General features: G+C 61.1%; 17 protein-coding genes. 3 read left to right on the top strand and 14 right to left on the bottom strand.

Annotated features, from left to right (window positions below):
• Window positions 1–12 precede the first annotated feature (12 nt).
• Entirely contained in the window at window positions 13–1,401 is a 1,389-nt protein-coding gene (locus NTD81_RS07520) for a transglycosylase SLT domain-containing protein (RefSeq protein ID WP_262181120.1), read from the bottom strand.
• A gap of 234 nt (window positions 1,402–1,635) precedes the next feature.
• On the opposite strand from NTD81_RS07520, the gene NTD81_RS07515 reads away from it, so the two are divergent.
• Together NTD81_RS07515 and NTD81_RS07510 are read left to right on the top strand one after the other, a co-directional pair.
• Complete coding sequence (locus tag NTD81_RS07515) at window positions 1,636–2,436, top strand: TatD family hydrolase (protein WP_262181118.1); 801 nt, start codon at window positions 1,636–1,638, stop codon at window positions 2,434–2,436.
• Window positions 2,437–2,601: 165 nt separating this feature from the next.
• Window positions 2,602–4,068 (top strand): methyl-accepting chemotaxis protein, encoded by a 1,467-nt coding sequence (locus NTD81_RS07510; RefSeq protein WP_262181117.1) that lies wholly within the window; start codon window positions 2,602–2,604, stop codon window positions 4,066–4,068.
• A 46-nt stretch (window positions 4,069–4,114) separates the two neighbouring features.
• Here the strand turns inward: NTD81_RS07510 and NTD81_RS07505 are convergent, their stop codons facing one another.
• From NTD81_RS07505 to NTD81_RS07475, 7 genes are all read right to left on the bottom strand, one after another.
• A complete protein-coding gene (locus NTD81_RS07505) occupies window positions 4,115–4,912 on the bottom strand; it encodes an acyl-CoA thioesterase (protein WP_262181113.1) in 798 nt (265 codons plus the stop codon).
• Window positions 4,913–5,004: 92 nt separating this feature from the next.
• Window positions 5,005–5,781 (bottom strand): CHAD domain-containing protein, encoded by a 777-nt coding sequence (locus NTD81_RS07500; RefSeq protein ID WP_262181110.1) that lies wholly within the window; start codon window positions 5,779–5,781, stop codon window positions 5,005–5,007.
• Between the two features lie 152 nt (window positions 5,782–5,933).
• Window positions 5,934–7,913, bottom strand: a complete 1,980-nt coding sequence (locus tag NTD81_RS07495) for a DUF3488 and DUF4129 domain-containing transglutaminase family protein (RefSeq protein ID WP_262181108.1) — start codon at window positions 7,911–7,913, stop codon at window positions 5,934–5,936.
• Complete coding sequence (locus NTD81_RS07490; protein ID WP_262181105.1) at window positions 7,906–8,865, bottom strand: DUF58 domain-containing protein; 960 nt, start codon at window positions 8,863–8,865, stop codon at window positions 7,906–7,908. Before NTD81_RS07490 ends, NTD81_RS07495 begins: the two co-directional genes overlap by 8 nt.
• A complete protein-coding gene (locus NTD81_RS07485; RefSeq protein WP_262181102.1) occupies window positions 8,862–9,776 on the bottom strand; it encodes an AAA family ATPase in 915 nt (304 codons plus the stop codon). Before NTD81_RS07485 ends, NTD81_RS07490 begins: the two co-directional genes overlap by 4 nt.
• Window positions 9,777–9,990: 214 nt before the next feature.
• A complete protein-coding gene (locus NTD81_RS07480; RefSeq protein WP_262181099.1) occupies window positions 9,991–10,599 on the bottom strand; it encodes a flavin reductase family protein in 609 nt (202 codons plus the stop codon).
• A complete protein-coding gene (locus NTD81_RS07475) occupies window positions 10,599–10,877 on the bottom strand; it encodes a hypothetical protein (RefSeq protein WP_262181097.1) in 279 nt (92 codons plus the stop codon). Before NTD81_RS07475 ends, NTD81_RS07480 begins: the two co-directional genes overlap by 1 nt.
• 301 nt (window positions 10,878–11,178) lie before the next feature.
• On the opposite strand from NTD81_RS07475, the gene NTD81_RS07470 reads away from it, so the two are divergent.
• A complete protein-coding gene (locus tag NTD81_RS07470; protein ID WP_262181093.1) occupies window positions 11,179–12,204 on the top strand; it encodes a patatin-like phospholipase family protein in 1,026 nt (341 codons plus the stop codon).
• On the opposite strand, the gene NTD81_RS07465 is transcribed toward NTD81_RS07470, so the two are convergent.
• From NTD81_RS07465 to kdpF, 6 genes are read right to left on the bottom strand one after another with little or no spacing between them, the layout of a single operon-like run.
• Window positions 12,205–12,903, bottom strand: a complete 699-nt coding sequence (locus NTD81_RS07465) for a response regulator (protein WP_262181091.1) — start codon at window positions 12,901–12,903, stop codon at window positions 12,205–12,207.
• A 9-nt stretch (window positions 12,904–12,912) separates the two neighbouring features.
• On the bottom strand, window positions 12,913–15,567 hold the full coding sequence (locus tag NTD81_RS07460) for a sensor histidine kinase (RefSeq protein WP_262181090.1): 2,655 nt from the start codon (window positions 15,565–15,567) through the stop codon (window positions 12,913–12,915).
• A gap of 5 nt (window positions 15,568–15,572) precedes the next feature.
• Window positions 15,573–16,142, bottom strand: a complete 570-nt coding sequence (kdpC, locus tag NTD81_RS07455) for a potassium-transporting ATPase subunit KdpC (RefSeq protein WP_262181089.1) — start codon at window positions 16,140–16,142, stop codon at window positions 15,573–15,575.
• A 21-nt stretch (window positions 16,143–16,163) separates the two neighbouring features.
• Window positions 16,164–18,206, bottom strand: a complete 2,043-nt coding sequence (gene kdpB, locus NTD81_RS07450; protein ID WP_315974679.1) for a potassium-transporting ATPase subunit KdpB — start codon at window positions 18,204–18,206, stop codon at window positions 16,164–16,166.
• Complete coding sequence (kdpA, locus tag NTD81_RS07445; protein WP_262181087.1) at window positions 18,203–19,900, bottom strand: potassium-transporting ATPase subunit KdpA; 1,698 nt, start codon at window positions 19,898–19,900, stop codon at window positions 18,203–18,205. The genes kdpB and kdpA overlap by 4 nt, the downstream gene beginning before the upstream one ends.
• Window positions 19,901–19,908: 8 nt before the next feature.
• Window positions 19,909–19,998 (bottom strand): K(+)-transporting ATPase subunit F, encoded by a 90-nt coding sequence (gene kdpF / locus NTD81_RS07440; RefSeq protein WP_262181086.1) that lies wholly within the window; start codon window positions 19,996–19,998, stop codon window positions 19,909–19,911.
• Window positions 19,999–20,511 lie beyond the last annotated feature (513 nt).

Here is a 20,511-nt window from a genome sequence, read left to right as displayed (position 1 = left end):
TCCCTTCTCCTTCTAACGTTCCAACAGGTAACGCTCGCGGTCGAAAGCCAGATAATACTTATTGACACTATTAACATAGCTCACAACAGCCATACCGACCTGTTCTAACGCCACTCGTTCCACTTGAAAGAACCACTGATTGGGATTTAAGCCACGGCGTCGTGCTTCAGCACGCAAACCTTGCACCCGTTGCGGGCCCAAGTTGTAACCGGCGAGGATAAACGCCATACGCTCGCGCTCATTTAACTGCGGACTGTTAAAGAAGTTGCGGCGAATCATGGCCAGGTATTTAGCGCTGGCCTGCACATTGTTTTCCAACACCCCGATGTTACCCACACCGACACTCTTAGCCGCCGCTGGCGTGATCTGCATCAAGCCGGTGGCGCCGCCACTCCCCCGGGCGCTCGCATTAAGCGTGGACTCTTTAAACGCCAAGGCGGCCAGGGCTAACCAATCAAAACTATGCTGCTCGGCATAACGCTGCAGCACCGGCCGCACTTTCTCTAAGCGATTACGCTCAGTACGGCCCATGGGGTTGTGCATCTTGTATTGGCGGCGGTAGATCCGCTGAAACGCCGCATCCTGATCCGCTGGCACCCGATAGTCTTTGAGAAAACTATCGATGCTGGCGCCCAGCATTGGCGTATCGCGGCGCACATACCAACGCATGGAACCGTTTGAGACTAACTTCAGATGGCGATCCAGACGCAGCTTGGGCATCACCTTGGCCCAACGCTCGGCAATCGGCTGCTCTACCGCTGTCAGCAAAAAGATTCCGGCCTGGACCATTTCCAACACATCTTCCACGGCCAAACTAGGGTCAACCCATTCGATCAGAATGGGCGCGCGCTTACTGAGCAACAACCGCTGATTGACCTCCTGGATCGCCTCTCCGGCCACACTGCCAGCCGGCAAGGCCAGACTGCGACCGGAGAGCTGCTCAAGGTTTTGATAGCGGCGATTGCCCTGGCGGGCCACGATGATCAGCGCCACATCGCGCCTGACCGGTGAGGTGGCGGCGATATGGCTGCCACTGGGAATATGCAGCAGCTCACCGGGAGCAACCAGATCCCCCTCGCCACGCTGCAAGGCGGACAACAGCTGGTCTTTAGCCCGCGGGATGACCTTAAGCTTGATGTTCTTGCCATTCCGGGCATTACGGTTGAGGTACTGCTCAAATGCGCGCAGACGATGATATTCAACGCCGATGCTCTGCCCCTTAACCTCGCCGGAGCTGTTGCGACTCTGATTGACTAACACCCGTAGTTCACCGCTGCTACGAATGTTGGCTAAGTCGCGTACGGCCTTAGGCTGCTCGACTTCCAGCGGACCGGCCACGCGCGCCATGGCTGCTGAACTGCTCAGCAACAATAGGCAACAGGTGAACAGCACTCGCAACATCGACGCTCCAGGCGGCAACCAAGGCCAACTGTGGGGAGTTAAATAGATTGAGCCCAGCGCGCTCGCAGCACCTGCAAAGGCTCTAAACCCTGAAAGGTGGCACAGGCTACTGGGGGCACCAGCAAAGTGCCTGCACCTAGCGTCACACCTAGGTGATAAGTAACTGTATTGTCTAACTTTTCGAGCGTCTAAAAAGCTCTGTTATGCTGCCCCAATTGCGTACAGGTGGGACCCATGCAACTAATCGATATAGGCGTAAATCTGACCCATCCCAGCTTCGCTCAAGAGCCGCAAAGCGTGCTTGAGCGCGCTTATGCCGCAGGGGTCGAGCAACTGGTACTGACCGGCACCAACCTCGAAGAGAGCCACAAGGCCCTGGAGCTGTGCCGACGCTTGGATCAAAAAGCCGAGCATTTGTTCAGTACTGCTGGTATCCACCCCCATGATGCCAGTTCTTGGCACAGCACGAGCGCCGCTGATCTGCACAGTCTGTTGGCCGACCCCAGAGTGCGCGCGGTAGGCGAATGCGGTCTGGACTTTAATCGCGACTTTTCGCCGCGCCCGCAGCAAGAGTTTGCCTTTGAACAGCAGCTGGAGCTGGCCATCGCTGTACAAAAACCCGTATTTATCCACGAACGTGACGCCAACGAGCGGCTTCTAGCGATTCTGCGCCACTACCGTGATCAGCTTCCTGCGGCAGTTGTACACTGTTTTACCGGGGAAAAACGTGCGCTGTATAGCTACCTCGACCTCGACCTGCACATTGGCATCACCGGCTGGATTTGTGATGAACGCCGTGGCAGCCACCTGCACCCACTGGTTAAAGAAATCCCCCAGGGCCGCTTGATGCTCGAATCCGATGCGCCCTACTTGCTGCCGCGCAGCCTTAAGCCCAAACCCAAAAACGGTCTTAACCAACCGGCCTACTTGCCTGAGGTGCTGCGTGTGGTTGCCCTGCATCGGCAAGAAACGCCTGAGCAAGTCGCGGCCCACACCAGCGCCACGGCCCGGCAATTCTTCACCCTGCCCGCCTAGGCCCCGGCTGCGTCGCAAAGATGGCCACTGGCCTTACGATAATTGATAAAGATCAACGGCGCCTTGCCGATAGCAATGGATACTACGGCGCCTCACCCAGGTGCCGGGTGTTCTGCGTGAACGCGTGTACAGACAATTTCCCACCTAGAGATAAGAAGAAACCCTATGGGCCGTTGGATCAGCGATCTTTCTCTGCGCTACAAATTTTGGGCGGTGAATGCCGTTTCCTTCGTCACCACCCTGCTTCTGGTGGTCTACGCACTGCATACCGAACAGCAGGCGCTGCACAGCGCCGCCAAACATCAAGCCCAGCAACTGGCACAAGTGCTCAAGCAGTGGCCGCAGGAGCAGGCGCTGCCCAGCGCGCCAAACCTGCTGCACTTGAGTCATGAGCAAGCTCCGCGCCTGGCCGATAACCAAGGCCAATTGCTGCTCAATGGTCGCGACTGGGTAGAACTCAACGGCAGCGACGGCTTGATTGGCGCGCAAGTGCTGCTGCGCGCCGATGGCCAGCGCCTTGCGGTGACGGCCAGCGCGCCGAGCCTGGCTGAAGTGTTTATCGACCGCGCGCCCAGCTACGCGCTGGTGGTAGCCCTGCTGATGCTGCTGTTGCTGGGCGCCTCGCAGTTGCTGATCCGCTTTTTGCTGGCGCACCTCAACACCCTTAAAGAAGTCATGCTGCGCGTTGAGCAAACCGGTGACCTGCAAGCCCGGGTGCCGCTTAACAGCCAGGATGAAGTGGGCCAAATGGCCAGCGCCTTCAATGCCATGCAAGCTGGCTATCAGCGTGTGGTCGGGGTGGTCGCCCACTCTGCCGCGCAACTGGACACCGGCGCCGAGCGTTTGGCGAGCAGCATGCGTGACGTGCGTCAGGGCATGCTGGAGCAGCAAAGTGAAACCGAACAAGCCGCCACGGCCATCAATGAGATGTCGGCCACCGTGCATCACATCGCCGAACACACGGCGGACACCCGCGACCAATCGAGGAATGCCGAGCAACTGGCGAAAAGCGGCCAACAAGTGGTCAATCGCGTCGGCGAATCCATTTCCGGGCTGTCCAGCGGCGTGCAGCAAACTGCGCAGATGATTGAGCAGCTAGCCGCCGACAGCCAAAAGATTGGTGGCGTGGTCAATGAGATTCACGGCATTGCCGAACAAACCAACTTGCTCGCCTTGAACGCCGCCATTGAAGCGGCCCGCGCCGGGGAAATGGGCCGCGGCTTTGCTGTGGTGGCCGATGAGGTGCGCAACCTGGCCAAGCGCGTGCAGGACTCGACCAACGAAATCACCCAGATGATCACCACCCTGCAAAGCGGCACCCGCGACGCCGTGGACTTTATGCAGGACAGCTCGTTCAAGGCCGATGAGTGCGTGAAGCAGGCCGATGAAGCCGGTCAGGCCCTTAGCGCGATCACTGAGTCCGTGGCGCTGATGCGCGAAAGCAACACCCAGATCGCCGTGGCAGCTGAGCAACAAAGCCAAGTGGCGGAAGAAATGAATCGGGCGATCATGCGCATCCGCGATGTCACCGAGCAAACCGTGCAGCAAACCGGAGACTCGGCCAACACCAGCGTGGCGCTGGCCAGCTTAGCCGGCGAACTCAACACCGCGATTCGCCAACTCAAGCTGTAAGCACTCCCTGCAGCACTAGCCGCCAGCTTTACGCTGGCGGCGGCCCTCAACCAAACACCGCCACCGTTTGCCGGCTAATGGCCAGTAACTCGCCAGTGGCGCTCCACATCGCGGCGGCGACATGCCCGTAACCATCGCGGGCATGCTCCACGTAAGCCCGGTACAGGCACCAGTCGGCCGTGCTTAATGCCGGCTGCGGCTGTACAAATTCAATGGTCCAGGTCAGTGAGCTGCCCGGCGCGACTTTGCGCAGGTGCGGCAGCACGGCCGGCGGCCAGGCATCGACCAAGGCCAGCAAATGGCTGACGCTAATCGGCTCGACCTGCGCCTGCTCGCGCAAGCGCACCCAGCCGCCCATTTCCCGCGAAGTGTTGCCGGTGAACGGCAAGCCGCCAAAGGCCCAACGCATCTCCAGATAACGGGTAAATTCCGGCACCATGCCGGCGATATAGGGCAGGCTTTGGCAGGCCTCAACAGCCTTGGCCAGCGGCGCCGGTTCGGCGGGCACATCGATCAGCGACTCGCGCCCCGCACCGAAGCTGCCTTGCATCAGGGTCACCACCTGGCCATCCTGCACCGCGCGGCCCAGCACCTGACTGACTGCTTTGCCTTCGCGCAGGACTTCCACCTCAAAGCTAATCGGGAGGTCCGGCGCGGCCGGACCAACAAAGGTAATGGCTAAAGAACGCACCAAGCGTTCACGGGCGACCTTAGCCGTCATCGCCTCATGCAGCAGCCCCGCCACCAACCCGCCAAAGCTGGCACGGCCTTGGGCCCACTGCGCAGGAATCGACACGTTATGCGGGTCCGTGCGTACAGCCTGCAGCAACTCAGATAAATCCATAACCACCTCTGTGCGAACAATGCCTGGATGGTAAACCACTGCAGCAACTGGCCTATACGGCACTTCGGCCAAATACCACGCCCTAGAGCTTTTTAGACGACATGAGGCCAGGCTTGACGTAACTGCGTCAGGACCTTAGCGACCCGCTGTTCGCCACGCCCTAGCGCGCCTTGCCACTGGTTAACCCAAGGCTGTAAATCCTCATCGCTGGTGGCGCGCTGCAGCCATTGCCAGCAGTCATGCCATTTACCCAAGGCCGTCTGCGCCTGCTTCAGCTGCGGATATTGCACCACCAGCACGCGGCCCTGCTCAGGGTATGCATCGAGGCCATAACGCAAGCGTTTGACCAATAAACGCAGGTCGTGCCAATCATGCTCAGGGTCATGTAAGGCGAGGAGCAAACGCTGCTCATCCTTTGCCAGACGTCGCCGCACTCGGCGAGCCACGCCAGCCAGTTCGCCCGTGGCATTCGCCGCGCGCCACTGCTGCGGCCAAGCATCCAGGGCACGCAACAACTCGGCCAACGCCATGCCCTGCAGCAGTTGCTGATAACCCTGGGCAAGCTGGGTTTGGCGCGCTTGCGCGGCGCGGCTGGCACTGTCGCCATGGCGGCGCAGAAACCCATCGAGCACTTCCAGATCACGCAGCCCCCCGCTGGTGCGACCTAGTTGTGCAGCAGCGGACGTCAGCGCCTCAGCGCCACTGTAAGCGGGCAGCGGACGCAGCAAATTACGCAACTGGCGCACCGCCACCCGCAGATCATGCAGCGCCCGCTGATCGGTGCCGGCAGCGAGGCGCTCGCGACAAGCCAGTAAACGTATGTGTAAGCGCAGCACATGGCGCTGCACCTGTTGGGTTAAAGCCGACATCAATTGCCATCCTTAGTCAGTCAGTTATCGCGCCGCGGCTGCTCACTGGTGCCTCTGTAGCGGCGCCAGAGGCACTGCTCAAACCTCAGGCACAAGTTAGCGCGCAGGCTGAGGGCTGAGCAGCATCGGGCATTGGGCCAGCTTAACACTGCCTAGGCCCGCCAACGCCAAGGCAGAGACCGGCGTAATTGCCGCAGTTGCCGGCGCAGCTCGGCGGCTGCCAACAGCTGGCCGGCATAGCGCTGGGCCTCATAGGCATGGGCGAATTGGTTAATCAGCGGCGCCTGCTGTGGCAACTGCTGCACTGCCCGCGCGGCATAGCTGCGTATGCCCTCGCCCGTTTGCCGTACGACGCCGTGACGCGCCAATAGCCGTTCAAAGTCACGCAACAAGCGCTGCTGAGCGCTGCCTCTGGCCTGCCATGGCTTGAGCAAGCACAGCGCGAGCAGACCGACCAACAGCGCCGCGCCGCCCACCAAACTGAGCAGCAAGGATTGGCCGTCCACCTGCCCCAACCAGCGCTGCAGAAACTGCAACTGCTGCTGGCCCTGATAACCCAACACCCAGCGTTGCCAAGCGTAATTGAGGTTGTCCCAGCCCAAACGCAGTTGGTTCAGCCAGCCCAAATTGCGATAGCTCAACGGTGAAAACGGCGACTGCTCAAGCAGGTTTTGCTCATCCCCCAGAGCTTGTTCCAACCCTAGGTTGATCCGCTCTGGCGCCACGGCAAAGGTCGGGTCGACGCTGACCCACCCCTGCCCGGCCTGCCAATATTCAACCCAGGCGTGGGCATCGTACTGGCGCACTTGCAGGTAGTTACCCTGGGGGTTGTATTCACCCCCCTGATAGCCGGCGACCACCCGCGCGGGAATGCCCGCCGCGCGCAAGACAAAGGTCATGGCGCCGGCGTAATGGGCGCAAAAGCCGGCACGGGTATCGAAGAGGAATTCGTCGATGCTGTTTTCACCCAGCACTTGCGGGCGCAAGGTGTAGTGATAAGGCTGCTGATTAAAATGCTCAAGCACGGCTGCCACCAGCTCGGACGGCTGCGCATGGGCGCGGCTAAGTTGCAGAGCCCAGGCCCGGCTGCGTGGGTCACCCTGCTCCGGCAGCTGTAAGGTCAGACGGCGGGTTTCTGCGCTTAGGTTCAACTCACGCACGGCCTGCGGCCAAGAGCGCGCTTGATAGAGCAAAGCCTGTTGCACCGGCCGCTGGCGCTGCAAACGGAAGTCCTGCATCTGCTGAGTCGCGGGCAAATCGGTGCTGGCCACATCCAAGGCAAACAACCAGCGTTGCCCACTGGGTTGCATGATCACGCTGTAATTCAGCGGCTCGCCTTTGGCCTGCCAACGTGCCCCGGTGGTAAAGCGCGCTTGTGGCGTTTGTGACCAGCGCCGACCATCAAACTGATCAAAGCTCAGTGCCCGCCAATACAGCTCGCTGCGCGCCGGCATGGCGCCGCTGAAGCTGACGCGAAAGGCCAAGCCACTGCTGCGACTCAGCTCGGCGATATCCGCCGGGGTCATGCTTTCGGCCAGGCCGCTGGTGGCTTTTTGACTGGCCACCGGCAACGACCACAAAGGGCCAACCCGAGGAAACAAGATAAACACCAAGAGCATCAGCGGCAGTGCCTGCAGCAGCAAGCTGGCAGCCAGCCGCGCATTAGCCCAGGGCGAACTGGGCGCTTGCTGCAAACTGATCAAGGCAGCGAGCAGTACGGTCACCGGCAGCAGGCTGTAGAGCGCCATCAGCACGCTGTCATCGAACAGGTACACCGTGACCACGCTAAACAGACCGAGGAACACCAGCACCAAGGCATCGCGGCGCTGGCGCACCTCTAAGATTTTGAGGATGAACGCGGCAATTAACAGCACCACGCCGGCATCCAAACCGACCAAGCTGCCACGGCTGAGCCATACCCCAAAAGCGGTACCGAGCATCAGCGCGGCTTTCGCCCAACCATTGGGATAACCCAGCCGCTGGCGACTGGCCTGCCAACGCCACACCGCACAGCCAAGCCACAGCGGCACAATCCACCACGGCGCATGCAGCAGATGCGGCGCCACCACCAACACTTGTGCCAGCAGCAACCACTGCAAGCTGCTGCGACTGATCAGCGGGTTGCTAGGCATTCGGCTCACCGTATAGCGCTAGCGCCTGCAGGCAGGCATCGCGATGACTCGCGCCAGTGCCGAGCGCCACCTCCAGCTCCGGCAGACGCAAGGCAAAGGCCTGCTGCTCAGCGGATAACTGCAACACCCAATGACACAGCAGCGACAAACGCGTCTCGCTGTCCCCTCCCAAGGCGGCAAAGTCCAAACAATGCTCACTGCCTTGGTTGGCCGAAAATGCCTTGACCATCAGGCCCTGGCCCTTGGAATAGGCCTTCCAGTGCAAACGCCGATTGCCTGCGCCGGGCTGATAAGGGTTAAGCCCTGCGAAGTCATCCACGCCCTGACTGCGGCTAAGCTGCCCGACTTGCTCAGACTCAGGTTGCGCGCCGCTGTTAAGCGGCAATTCACCGGCGAGCGGACGTGGATAGACCAACGCACGCTGGGCTAAATCGACCCAACTCCAGGCCACTAACAAACCCAAGGGATAACGGGTTTCCACCCGCAGTCGGCCCGGACGCAACCAGCCGCGCTGCACCGCACTCAGGTGCAGCTGCGTGCTGACACGGCCCTGAGCCGGCACATCCACGCTCAGCAAAGGCTGCCCAGGCCAACCCAAACTCAGCGCCGGATAAGCCCGCCCGTGGCTGCGCAAGTGCAGCGCAAAGCTGGCCAGCTCTCCGGCAAACACCGGCGCCACTGGGCCTGCCTGTAACTGCAAGCCCGCCAGATTACGGTAGGTATGCAAGATGCAGATCACAAACACTGAGCCCAGTAAAAACGTCAGGGCATAGGCCAGACTGTTTTGGTAGTTGATCGCCGCCAATAACATCAGCACCAGGGCCAACATAAACATCAGGCCGACCTGGCTCGGGATGATAAAAATCCGTCGCTGGTTGAGCTCAACTTGGCTGGCGGCAGGAATGCGCCGCCGCAACCACTGCTGCCAGGCGCCTTTAAGCAGTTGCCTCAAAGTGCCGGCACCTCACGCAGCAAGGTTTGCACCAATGGCCCAGGCAGGCCCAACGGGTCCGCGGGTTCACGCAGGCGATGGCCGGCCACGGCTGGCAGCACCGCTTGCACATCTTCCGGGATTACATAATCGCGGCCTTCGATAAAGGCCCAAGCCCGTGCGGCGGCCTGCAGCGCCAAGCTGGCCCGTGGCGACAGGCCCAACGCGAACTGAGCCTGACTGCGACTGTAGTGCACCAAGCGCAGCAGGTAATCGAGCAAATCCTCACTCACTCGCACCTGGCGCACCTGTGCCTGTAATTGGGCGAGATCCACATGGCTAAGCTGCGCCGTCACGTGTGCCAGCAGATCGCGACGCAGGGTGCCTTGCAGCAAGGCTTTTTCCGCATCCGGGGAGGGATAGCCCAGGGACAGGCGCATCAGAAAACGGTCGAGCTGAGACTCAGGCAAGGCGAAGGTACCCGCTTGGCTGGCCGGGTTTTGCGTGGCGATCACAAAGAACGGTTCAGGCAAAGGCCGGGTAGCGCCCTCGATGGTCACCTGGCCCTCCTCCATGGCCTCCAGCAAGGCACTTTGGCTCTTGGCCGGAGCGCGGTTGATCTCATCGGCGAGCAACAGCTCGGCAAAGATCGGCCCTGGGTGGAAGCTGAACTGGCCGCTGTGCTGATCGAATACCGAGGTGCCGAGAATATCGCCGGGGAGCAAATCAGAGGTGAACTGAACGCGCTGAAAACTTAAGCCCAAGACCTTGGCCAGCGCATGACTCAAGGTGGTTTTGCCCATGCCGGGCAAGTCTTCCAACAACAAATGGCCCTTGGCTAACAAACACGTCATGGCCAAGCGCACCTGGGCCTCTTTACCCAATAGCAGTTGATTGACCGCAGCTAAGCTGGCGGCGATTTTTTCGTGCATCACAAACTCCCCTGGCAACCCGCCACAATGGCGTGATGCTACTGGGCGTAAGCAGCAACGGATAGGTTTAAAAAGGTGCGCTGGACAGCAAACTGATTGCAAAACTTGTACAGCCCCATGGGTTTTCGACCCAAGTGCAGAGGGTTAAAAACCATGGGGCTGCGCTGCGTGTGTCGCTAGGTGCTGGAAGAAAAGTGCCTAGCAACAAGCAGGCTTAGCTGGGACGCTGCATTTCAAAACTTTGCTGGGTACGGGCATAGGCCATACCGCCCAGGCGCCCGACCAGATCGAGCTTATGCGGATCTATCCGGCCACGGCCATCCAGCACGGCATCGTCGATATGGGCCAACAGCACTTCGGCAAAGATCAAACTGCAGTTCGGCGACTGCGCCGGATACGGCTGAATCTGCGCCACCCGGCACTCGAACGCCACCGGGGCGGCGGCGACGCGTGGCGGTTTGACTAATTGCGAAGGCACGCTGGCGATGCCGCATTGCTCAAATTCGCTGATGCCGTAGTCCAGAGTGGCCGACGAGGCATTCATCGCCTGGGCCTGGGCAAAATTGACCAAGTGCACCACCAATTCGTCGCTGCTTTGCAGGTTACGCACGGTGTCTTTGTAGCTACCGTCCTGGCGGTGGTTAACGTTGATCAGCAGCGTGGCCGGATCATCGCTAATCACTTGGAAAAAACTAAAGGGCGCCAGATTGCTCACGCCATCAGCCGACAGGGTGGAAACCCAGGCAATTGGCCGTGGCGTTACGGTTGAAGCCATCCATCGATAACGATCTAGGGGAGCCAGCTGGCTAAAATCTATTTGCATCAACGACCTGCCCGTGACTCACGAATGTAAAAACGTGCCCGCTCGGATTTCGCCGTGCAGCCCTCATAACTTTCGAATTGCTGCTGGGTTTTAGCTGCGGTGAGCAACGACAGCGCCTTGGAGTAACTCACCGTACCGGCGAATCCATCAGCCTTGGCCAAGTCCAATTCACGCCAGGCAGCATCCAGCTGAGTACCGCAGCTGTTGCGATAAGCCGTTTTACCGGCACAACCGCTGAGCGCCAACACCGCCACGGGTAATAGGATCCACAGTTTCATTCACTTACTCCGCCATAAAAAAACACGATGATCCGTCAGCTATGACGCATGCAACGGGCAAAAGTGCCCAATTCCATACATCAGTGCCACCCTCAGTTAGGTCTTGCTGTGGCCGCAGTCTAGATGGCCAGCCGCCACCGCGCACTCACCCACTCAGGCTTTCAATGGCGGGCTAGTTGTTTAACTGTAGTAGCGCCGGCTTAAGTCAGCGCGAAATTGCCTCCTACCCGGCACAATGATGCCTTGGCGCAACACCACGGCGCGAGTATGTTGGCCCTTCACAACTGATGGGGGCAGCAGCATGAGCAAGCGGGTGGCACTGGTTTTAGGCTCAGGAGGAGCACGCGGCTACGCACATATCGGCGTGATTGAAGAGTTGGAAGCACGCGGGTATGAGATTGGCTGCATCGCCGGCTGCTCCATGGGTGCTGTAGTGGGCGGTATCTATGCCGCTGGCAAACTCGCCGAGTACCGCCAGTGGACCGAAAGCCTGGATTACCTCGACGTGTTGCGCTTGCTGGATGTGAGCTTTCGCTTGGGCGCGATCCGTGGCGAAAAAGTTTTCGGGCGTATCCACGAGCTCGTCGGCGAGATCAATATCGAAGACCTGCCCATTCCCTTTACCGCCGTGGCGACCGACCTCACCAACCAGCAGGAAATCTGGTTCCAGGAAGGCTGTATCCACCAAGCCATGCGCGCTTCGGCAGCGATTCCGAGCCTGTTCACCCCCGTGGTGCAAGGCCGTCGCATGTTGGTCGATGGCGGCCTGCTTAATCCCTTGCCGATTGTGCCGGTGGTGTCCAGCCGCTGTGATTTGATCGTCGCGGTCAACCTTAACTCGACCCAGCAGCATCACTACGAACTGCCGGTGATTCATCGTCCGGCAGCACTGCGCAGCCGGGTGGAAAACTTAGTCAGCACCCTCGGCTCGCGCTTGCCTTCGTTTAAGCGCAAACACGAGCAGGACGACGAAGAGCTGCTGCTCGAACCGCACACCGAAACCACCGCCCCCGAGGCGATCAACCCCTGGCAAGGTCAACCCCAGACACAGCGCAGCAAAACCGCCACCCGCAGCAGCGCCGAAGGCACCCGCGTGGCAGATTTAACCGGCCCAGCCTCGTTGCTGGAGCTGATTAACCAGAGTTTTGAAGTGATGCAAACATCCCTGGCGCAGTACAAGATCGCCGGCTACCCGCCCGATGTGCTGATCAACGTGCCCAAGCGTGTGTGCCGTTTTTTTGAGTTTTACAAAGCCCCGGAGCTGATCATGCTCGGTCGCCAAATTGCCAGCGACAGCCTGGATCGTTACGAGCGCGGCGAGCCCTGATCAGTCGCCTTCGACCAGGCGATAGCCCACTCCGGGCTCGGTGAGGATATAGCGCGGCGCAGTGGGATCATCCTTGAGCTTCTGGCGTAAATGACCGACCACCACCCGCAGGTAGTGACTGTCATCGCCATGGCTGGGGCCCCAAATATCCAGTAGCAACTGGCGCTGAGTGACGACCCGACCAAGGTGCTCGGCCAGTTGCGCCAGCACCGCGTACTCCTTGGGCGTCAGGCTGATCGGTTGGCCGTCGAGGCTGACTCGGCGATAGGCGAAATCCACCGCTAAGGCGCCGCTGGTCACGGTGGCAGTCTGGGTCTGCGCGGCAGTGGATGGCAAACGCAGCAGCACCCGCACGCGGGCAAGGAACTCTTGGATGCCGAAGGGCTTGGTCACGTAGTCGTTGGCGCCGCCGTCCAGAGCCAGCACCTTCTCACCTTCGCTGGCGCGCACGGAAAGCACCAACACCGGCACCTGCGACCACACCCGCAATTCGCGCAGCACCGTTTGGCCGTCCAGATCCGGCAAGCCTAAATCCAGCACCACCAGATCCGGCTTGGCCAAGGCCGCTTGCGCCAGACCGTCTTGGCCATTGGCCGCCTCCAGCACCTTATAGCCTTGGGCGCTGAGGCTGATGCGCAGAAACTTGCGAATCTGCAACTCATCATCGATTACCAATATGCAGGCAGGATGTGCGCCCATGCTCGGCCCTTAGCTGTCTTCTTCCAGTGGCGGTTGCTGTTGCAGCGGCAGGTGCAGCACCATGCTGGTGCCCTGCCCGTCCAGGCCATCGGCCACCGTTACCTTACCACCGTGAGCGCCGAGCATACCTTGGCAGATGGCCAAACCTAAACCGGTGCCATGCCCACCGCGATCACCCCGGGCGGCGGTGTAGAACATATCGAAGATCTTATCCCGCTCGGCCAAGGGAATACCCGGCCCCTGATCACTGACGATAAAGCGCAGCTCGCTGCTATCGGCCTCGATCAGCACTTGCAGGCGGCCATTGGTGGGCGAAAACCGCGCGGCATTTTCCAGCACATTGATCAGCGCCTGTTCGATCAGCGCGGCATGCACATACAGCAGCGGCAGCTCAGCCGGCACCTGCAATTGCAACTGCAACGGTGCCAGCACTGGCCGCAGGCGTTGCACAGCGCTGCTCAGCACATCGGCCGGGGCCACCCAGTCGCGCTGCAACTTAAGTTCGCCGTGGCCCAAGCGAGTCATATCGAGCAGGTTTTGGATATAGCGATCCAGACGCTCGGCCTCATCGCGGGTGCCTTCGAGTAATTCGCGACGATCATCCAGGGGGATTTGCTCGCCCAAGGCCAGCAAGCTGTCGATCGAGCCACGCATGGCGGTCAGTGGCGTGCGCAGGTCGTGGGAGACCGAGGCAAGCAAGGCGCTGCGCAGCTCTTCGGTTTGTCCGTGCAAGCGTGCCGCCTCCAGCTCCTCAGCCAGTTGCGCGCGCTGTAAAGCCTGAGCCATGGGCTGGGCCAGCGCGGTCAATAAGCGCCGGCGCTCGGGGGGCAGATCCGCTTGATTAGCCGGGCTGACCGCCAGCAAGGCCAATGGCCCCTCCTCGCTTAATAACGGCAGCCACCAGCAACGGCCACTGGGCAAAGTATCGGTGCCCAAACCGGCCGGGTGGCCGTGTTGCCACGACCAATCGGCCGCCGCCCGCTCCACCTCGGTTAACTCATTAGGGCCGCCGCCTAGGAACGTCCACTGGTTTTTGTGCCGTGCCCAGAGACTCACGGGCAGCTCCGGCCAGCGCGCAAACAGCTGTAAAGCCGCAGCCTGCACGGCTTGGCGGTCAGTGGCGGCTGTAAGCTTGCGCGACAGCTCGAGCACTAAGCTGGTCTCTGCTTGGCTTTCGCGTAGAGCTTGCAATTGCCGGCGCTGGCGCGACGCCAGGTTACCGGTCAGCGCGGCCATCAAGAGGAAGAACAGCAGCGTCAGCACATCCTCTTGGCGGGCGATGCTGAGGGTTAGGGTCGGCGAGATAAACAGAAAGTTGTAGGCCAGAAACGACAAGCCGGCGCAGAGCAACGCCGGGCCCAAACTGCTGCGCACCGCCACCACCAACACCGCGGCCAGCAGCACCAGGGAGATATTCGGCAGCTCCAGTACGCTGGCCAACCCCACCGCCACACCAGCGGCAATCAACGAAGCCAGCACCGCCAGCAGATAATCGCGCCACACCAACGGCCCGGAGCTACGTCGCGCCTGCGGTTGGCTGGCATCCTGGGCGCCATCCAGCACGCTGACTTCCAAGCCGTCGCCCTGCTGCACCAAGCGTTCCGCCAGGCCACGGCCCCAGGCAAAGCGGCGCCGCCACAGCGGCTTGCCGCGACCAACCATGAGCACGCTGGCCTGCCGTTGCCGGGCATGCTCAAGCAGGGTTTGCGCCACTTCGCCGCCACGCAGAGTCACGACTTCAGCACCCAGTCGCTCAGCCAGTTGCTGAGCGTTTTGCAGCTGCAGCAAGCGCTGTTCATCGCGCCCGGAGGCGTTGTCGACGTGCACCACCGACCACGGCAGATGACGCCGCTGCGCCACCTGATAGGCATGGCGCACTAAGCGTTCGGCCTGACCATCACCATCCAGCGCCAGCAGTAAGCGGCCACGCACCACCGGCAGCGTCTGACCTTGCTGCAAGTAGCGCTGACGCAAGTCGGCATCGACCCGCGCCGCCGCGGTTTGCATCGCCAGCTCGCGCAGTGCGGTGAGGTTGGTTTGGCTAAAAAACGCATCGATGGCAGCGCGGGCTTGCTCGGGCACATACACCTTGCCGTCGCGCAGACGCTCGAGCAGCTCCCGTGGCGGCAAGTCGATCAGGAGGATGTCATCGGCTTCGTGCAGCACCCAATCCGGCAAGGTTTCACGCACCTGCACACCGGTGATATCACGCACCTGATCGTTGAGCGTCTCCAGATGCTGGACGTTAACCGTGGTGTAGATGTCGATACCGGCGGCCAACAACTCCTGCACATCCTGCCAGCGTTTGCTGTGGCGGCTGCCGGGGGCATTGCTGTGGGCCAGCTCATCGACCAGCAAGAGCTGCGGCGGCTGGGCGAGGATGCCATCGAGGTCCATTTCGCTGAGCTGCATGCCGCGATACTCACTGCGCAGCAGCGCTTGCTGCGGCAGGCCGATAAGCATCGCCTCGGTGTCGGCGCGGCCGTGGGTTTCCACCACCCCGACCCGCACCGCCACGCCTTGGCGCAGTTGAGCCTGGGCCGCCTGCAACATCGCGTAGGTTTTGCCCACCCCTGGCGCGGCGCCTAAAAACACCTTTAAGCGGCCGCGGCCACTGCGCGGCAAATCCTGTAACAGGGCATCGGCCCGTTGGCTGGCACGCATCGCGCTTAATCGCTCCTGCTGGTTAGGCGGTTATCCATTAACGCTAAGTTCAAACTCAGCACATTGACCACTGGCGGGCCGAGTAGAGGCTGCTCAGTGTAACGCTGAATCAAGCGTTGCAGATCACTGGCCGGGATCTGCCGGGCCGCCGCAATGGCCGGCACCTGATAGGCCGCCGCCGCGGGTGATAGATGGGGGTCCAGACCACTGCCAGAGGTAGTGACCAGTTGCATCGGCACCGGCCCGCTGTCCCCGGCGGCTTGCCACTGCGCCGCACTGGCGGCGATGCGCGCGGCCAAAGCCGGGTTACTCGGCGCCAGGTTGCTCGCGCCGCTGGGCACCGTGGCGTAATCCGCTGCCGATGGCCGTGGCTGGAACCAGCGCGGGCCGTTTACAGGCTGGGCCAGCAGCTGACTGCCAAGGACTTCGCCTTTGCTGTTGTAAATCAAGCTGCCATTGGCCTGTTCAGGCATGGCCAACTGCGCCACAAGGGTGATCAGCAGCGGATAGACCGCGCCACATAACAGGGTCATAAACAGCCAAACCGCTAAGGCTGGGCGTAGATGCTTAAGCATGATGTCGTGCCTCCTGATGCCTTAAACCAGACCCAGCGCGACCAGCGCCAAGTCGATTAATTTGATCCCCACAAAGGGTGCCAATACCCCACCTAAGCCGTAGATCAGCAGGTTGCGCCGCAGCAGGCTCAACGCATCCGTAGCGCGCACCTGTACCCCGCGCAGCGCAAGGGGAATCAGCACGACGATGATCAGCGCGTTGAACACAATGGCCGAGAGAATCGCACTCTGCGGACTGTGCAAGTGCATCAGGTTGAGCACCCCAAGCTGCGGATAAATCCCCGCAAACAGCGCCGGCAGGATGGCGAAGTATTTGGCCAGATCATTGGCCACCGAGAAGGTGGTCAGCGCGCCACGGGTAATCAGCAGTTGCTTGCCGACCTGCACCACGTCCAGCAGCTTGGTCGGATCGCTGTCCAAATCCACCAAGTTGGCGGCTTCCCGCGCGGCTTGGGTGCCGTCGTTCATGGCCAGGCCCACATCGGCCTGGGCCAAGGCTGGGGCATCGTTAGCGCCGTCGCCGCACATGGCCACCAACTTGCCCTCGCCCTGCTCGCTGCGGATACGCTGCAACTTCTTCTGCGGCGTGGCCTCGGCCAGCACATCATCCACCCCTGCCTCGGCGGCAATCGCCGCCGCCGTGAGCGGGTTATCGCCCGTCACCATTACCGTGCGGATGCCCATGGCGCGCAGCTGGGCAAAGCGCTCCCGGATGCCGGGCTTGACCACGTCTTTGAGGTGAATCGCGCCGAGCAGCTGTTGATCCACCGCCACCAGCAGCGGTGTACCGCCACTTTGGGCGATCTGCTCGATCTCCCGGGCCAGCGTCTGGGGCAGTTGCTCGCGGCTTTGCCCGAGGTACTCCAGCAGTGCGTCGACGGCGCCTTTACGGTACTGGCGCTGCGCATAATTAGCCCCGGACAAGCGTGTTTGCGCAGTAAAGGCAATGGCCTCGATGCTGTCGCGCTGGGCGCTGACCTGGGTGCCCTGCGCCTTAAGAAACTCGACAATCGATTTGCCTTCGGCGGTGTCATCGGCCAGCGAGGCCAGCAACGCGCCCTCGTTGAGTTCACGGGCAGTCACCCCCGGCGCGCTGTGTAAGGCGCTGCAACGACGGTTACCAAAGGTGATGGTGCCGGTCTTATCCAGCATCAGCACATGCACGTCGCCAGCGGCTTCTACGGCGCGGCCAGACTTGGCGATCACGTTGAGCCGCACCAAACGGTCCATCCCGGCAATACCAATGGCTGAGAGCAGCCCGCCGATGGTGGTCGGAATCAGCGTAACCAGTAGCGCCACCAGGTACAGCAGCGGTAAGTCGCCGCCAGCAAAGCGGGCAAACGGCTGTAAGGTCACGACCACCAACAGGAAGATCAGGCTCAGGCCGATCAGCAGAATATCCAGCGCCACTTCGTTGGGGGTTTTCTGCCGCTTGGCGCCTTCGACCAAAGCGATCATCCGATCCAAGGTCGACTCACCGGGATTGGCGGTGATCTGCACCAGCAGCCAATCCGACACCACCAAGGTGCCGCCGGTGACCGCACTGCGATCGCCGCCGGACTCGCGAATCACCGGTGCGGACTCACCGGTAATCGCCGCCTCGTTGACCGCCGCGATGCCCTCGATGACCTCACCATCGCCGGGGATCAGCTCGCCACTGACCACCCGCACCACGTCGCCACTGCGCAGGCTATGGGCAGGCACAGCGACAAAAGTATCGCCTTCGCGCTTTTGCGCGCTTAGACCTTGGCTGCCGGCCTTCAAACTGTCGGCGCGGGCTTTGCCCCGGCCTTCGGCCAGCGCCTCGGCGAAGTTGGCAAACAGCAAGGTGAACCACAGCCACAGGCTGATTTGCACGGCGACGCCGGTGGACACCTGCGCGTTGGGCACAAAGCACAGCAGCGTGCAGACCACCGCACACAGCTCCACCACCAACATCACCGGTGAGCGCAGCAGCTGGCGGGGATCGAGCTTGCGTACGGCATTGAGCATGGCTGGGCGATACAACGCCGCCAACGAGGTACTAGAACTCGCAACTGAATTAGACATGGATAACTCCCTCATTGCCCTTGCCACTGGGCCAGATGCTCAGCCAGCGGGCCTAAGGCCAGGGCCGGCAGAAAGGTCAAACCAGCAACCAATAGGATGATCAGGCTCAGCAGGCAGACAAACAGCGGCCCATGACTGGGAAAGCTATTCGCGCCAATCGGCATGCGCTGCTTAGCCGCTAAGCTGCCAGCAATCGCCAGCACCGGCAGGATGTAGCCCAAACGCCCGATGATCATGGCCGCGGCCAGCAGCAGGTTGTGGTAAGTGGTATTGGCGGAAAAGCCAGCGAAGGCCGAGCCGTTGTTGGCCGTGGCCGAGGCGTAGTTGTAGAGAATCTGACTAAAGCCATGGGCGCCGGGGTTACTCACCGAGGCCGCAGGCCCCGCCAAACTGGCGCTCAGTGCGCTGAACACGAGCACGCCGATGGGCATCACCATCAGGGTTAGCACCAGCAGACGCACTTCCCGGGCCTCGAGTTTTTTGCCGAGGTATTCAGGGCTGCGGCCAATCATCAAGCCGGCCAAAAATACGGTCAGCAGCACCAGCAGCAACATGCCGTAAAGACCGGCGCCAACACCGCCAAATATCACTTCGCCGAAGAGCATATTCAGCAGCGGCAGCATGCCACCCAAGGCACTAAAGCTGTCGTGCATGGCATTCACCGAACCGCTGGAAGCCGCCGTCGTCGCCACTGACCATAAGGCCGAGGCGGCAATGCCAAAGCGACTCTCCTTGCCCTCCAGGGAGCCCACCTGCTCAATCGGTAAACCGGCAAGCGCAGGGTTGACCTGAAATTCGGCGTACAACGTGCCGGCCAGGCTTAGGCAGAACAGCAGCAGCATGCAGGCCAGTAGCGCACGGCTCTGGCGCATGTCCTTCACGTAATGACCGAAGCTGAACAGCAGCGCCGCCGGCACCAGCAGAATCGCTGCCATCTCCAGCAGGTTGCTCCAGGCGGTGGGGTTTTCCAGCGGATGGGCCGAGTTAACGCCAAAGAAACCGCCACCGTTAGTCCCCAGCTGCTTAATCGCAATCTGGCTGGCAGCCGGGCCTAAGGGGATCACCTGATCATGGCCGGCCACGCCCTGGGCGCTGACATAGCTCAGCAGGCTCTGCGGCACCCCTTGCCACACCAACAGCAGCGCCAGCACCAGGGCCAACGGCAGCAAGCCATACAAGGTGGCACGGGTCATGTCGACCCAGAAGTTGCCCAGCGTCGCGCTATTGCGCCGGCTAATACCCCGACACAGCGCCACCAGCACGGCTAGGCCCACTGCCGGGCTAACAAAGTTCTGCACGCCGAGGCCGAGCATCTGGCTGAAGTAACTCAAGCTGGCTTCACCGCTATAAGCCTGCCAGTTGGTGTTGCTGACAAAGCTCACCGCGGTATTCAGCGCCAGCGACCAATCCAGCCCCGGCAACTTCTGCGGATTGAGCGGCAACATGCCTTGGGCCATCAAAATCACGACTAACAGCAACACGCTGGCGAGGCTAAACGCCAACAGCGCCAGGCTATAACTCTTCCAATCCTGTTCCGCGCGGTTGATCCCAGCTAAGCGGTAACAGCCCTCTTCCAGCGGCCGTAACAGCGGGCTCAACCAAGTCTTTTCGCCCTCCATCGCCCGGTACAGATAGCGTCCCAGAAACGGCGCCGGCAACAGCACCGCAATGAAGAACGCTGCAATCATTAACACTTCATAACTGGCCATAAGCGCTCCTAAGCCTGCCCGGCGCGTAGCAGCGCCACCAGCAGATAGATAAACAGGCCACTGGCGAGCGCCAGGGCAATGCCATCGAGAAGGTTCATCGGTGCCGCCTCAAACAAAACTGGAGCACTGATTCTGGCTAAGGCCTCTGTAAAGATTCGATTGCCGCCGGCGCTTGGGGCGTAAAGAAAGCGCAAAGAAATGCGTAGGCAACAGCACCAAGGCGGCGTTTTTCTATCAATACCGATACATGGCCGTCACGCTGTGCCCCCTGAGCATGGCGACCGGGGGCATGCCGGGATATGCAGGCTGCTGATCTGGAGCGCCAGGTTTGCGGCCTGGCCAGTGCAAGCCTCTTCGCCCGAGGCGCGGCCTGCTCGTTGATGGCGATCAAGAATGACCTAGCCTGCTGCGGCTACCTGAGCGGCTTTAACATCACAGTGAAGTCATGGGGCGACGGCCAGGTCCGCGCCGCGAGTCGCTTCAACGTGCTCATTGCCGGCCTTATCTTGCCCGGCGAAGACAGCAGCGAGTGCACTCGGCCGCCCGGGCTGCAGCGCCTAAAAAAATGGCCAGGCAGGCGGTTGCATGCTTGGCCATTGTTCCGCGCAGGG

Origin of the sequence: Pseudomonas sp. 5P_3.1_Bac2, from assembly GCF_025465995.1 — a bacterium.
Taxonomy (GTDB): domain Bacteria; phylum Pseudomonadota; class Gammaproteobacteria; order Pseudomonadales; family Pseudomonadaceae; genus Aquipseudomonas.
Note: the sequence above shows the minus strand (reverse complement) of the source record. Positions and strands in the feature narration are given on the sequence as shown.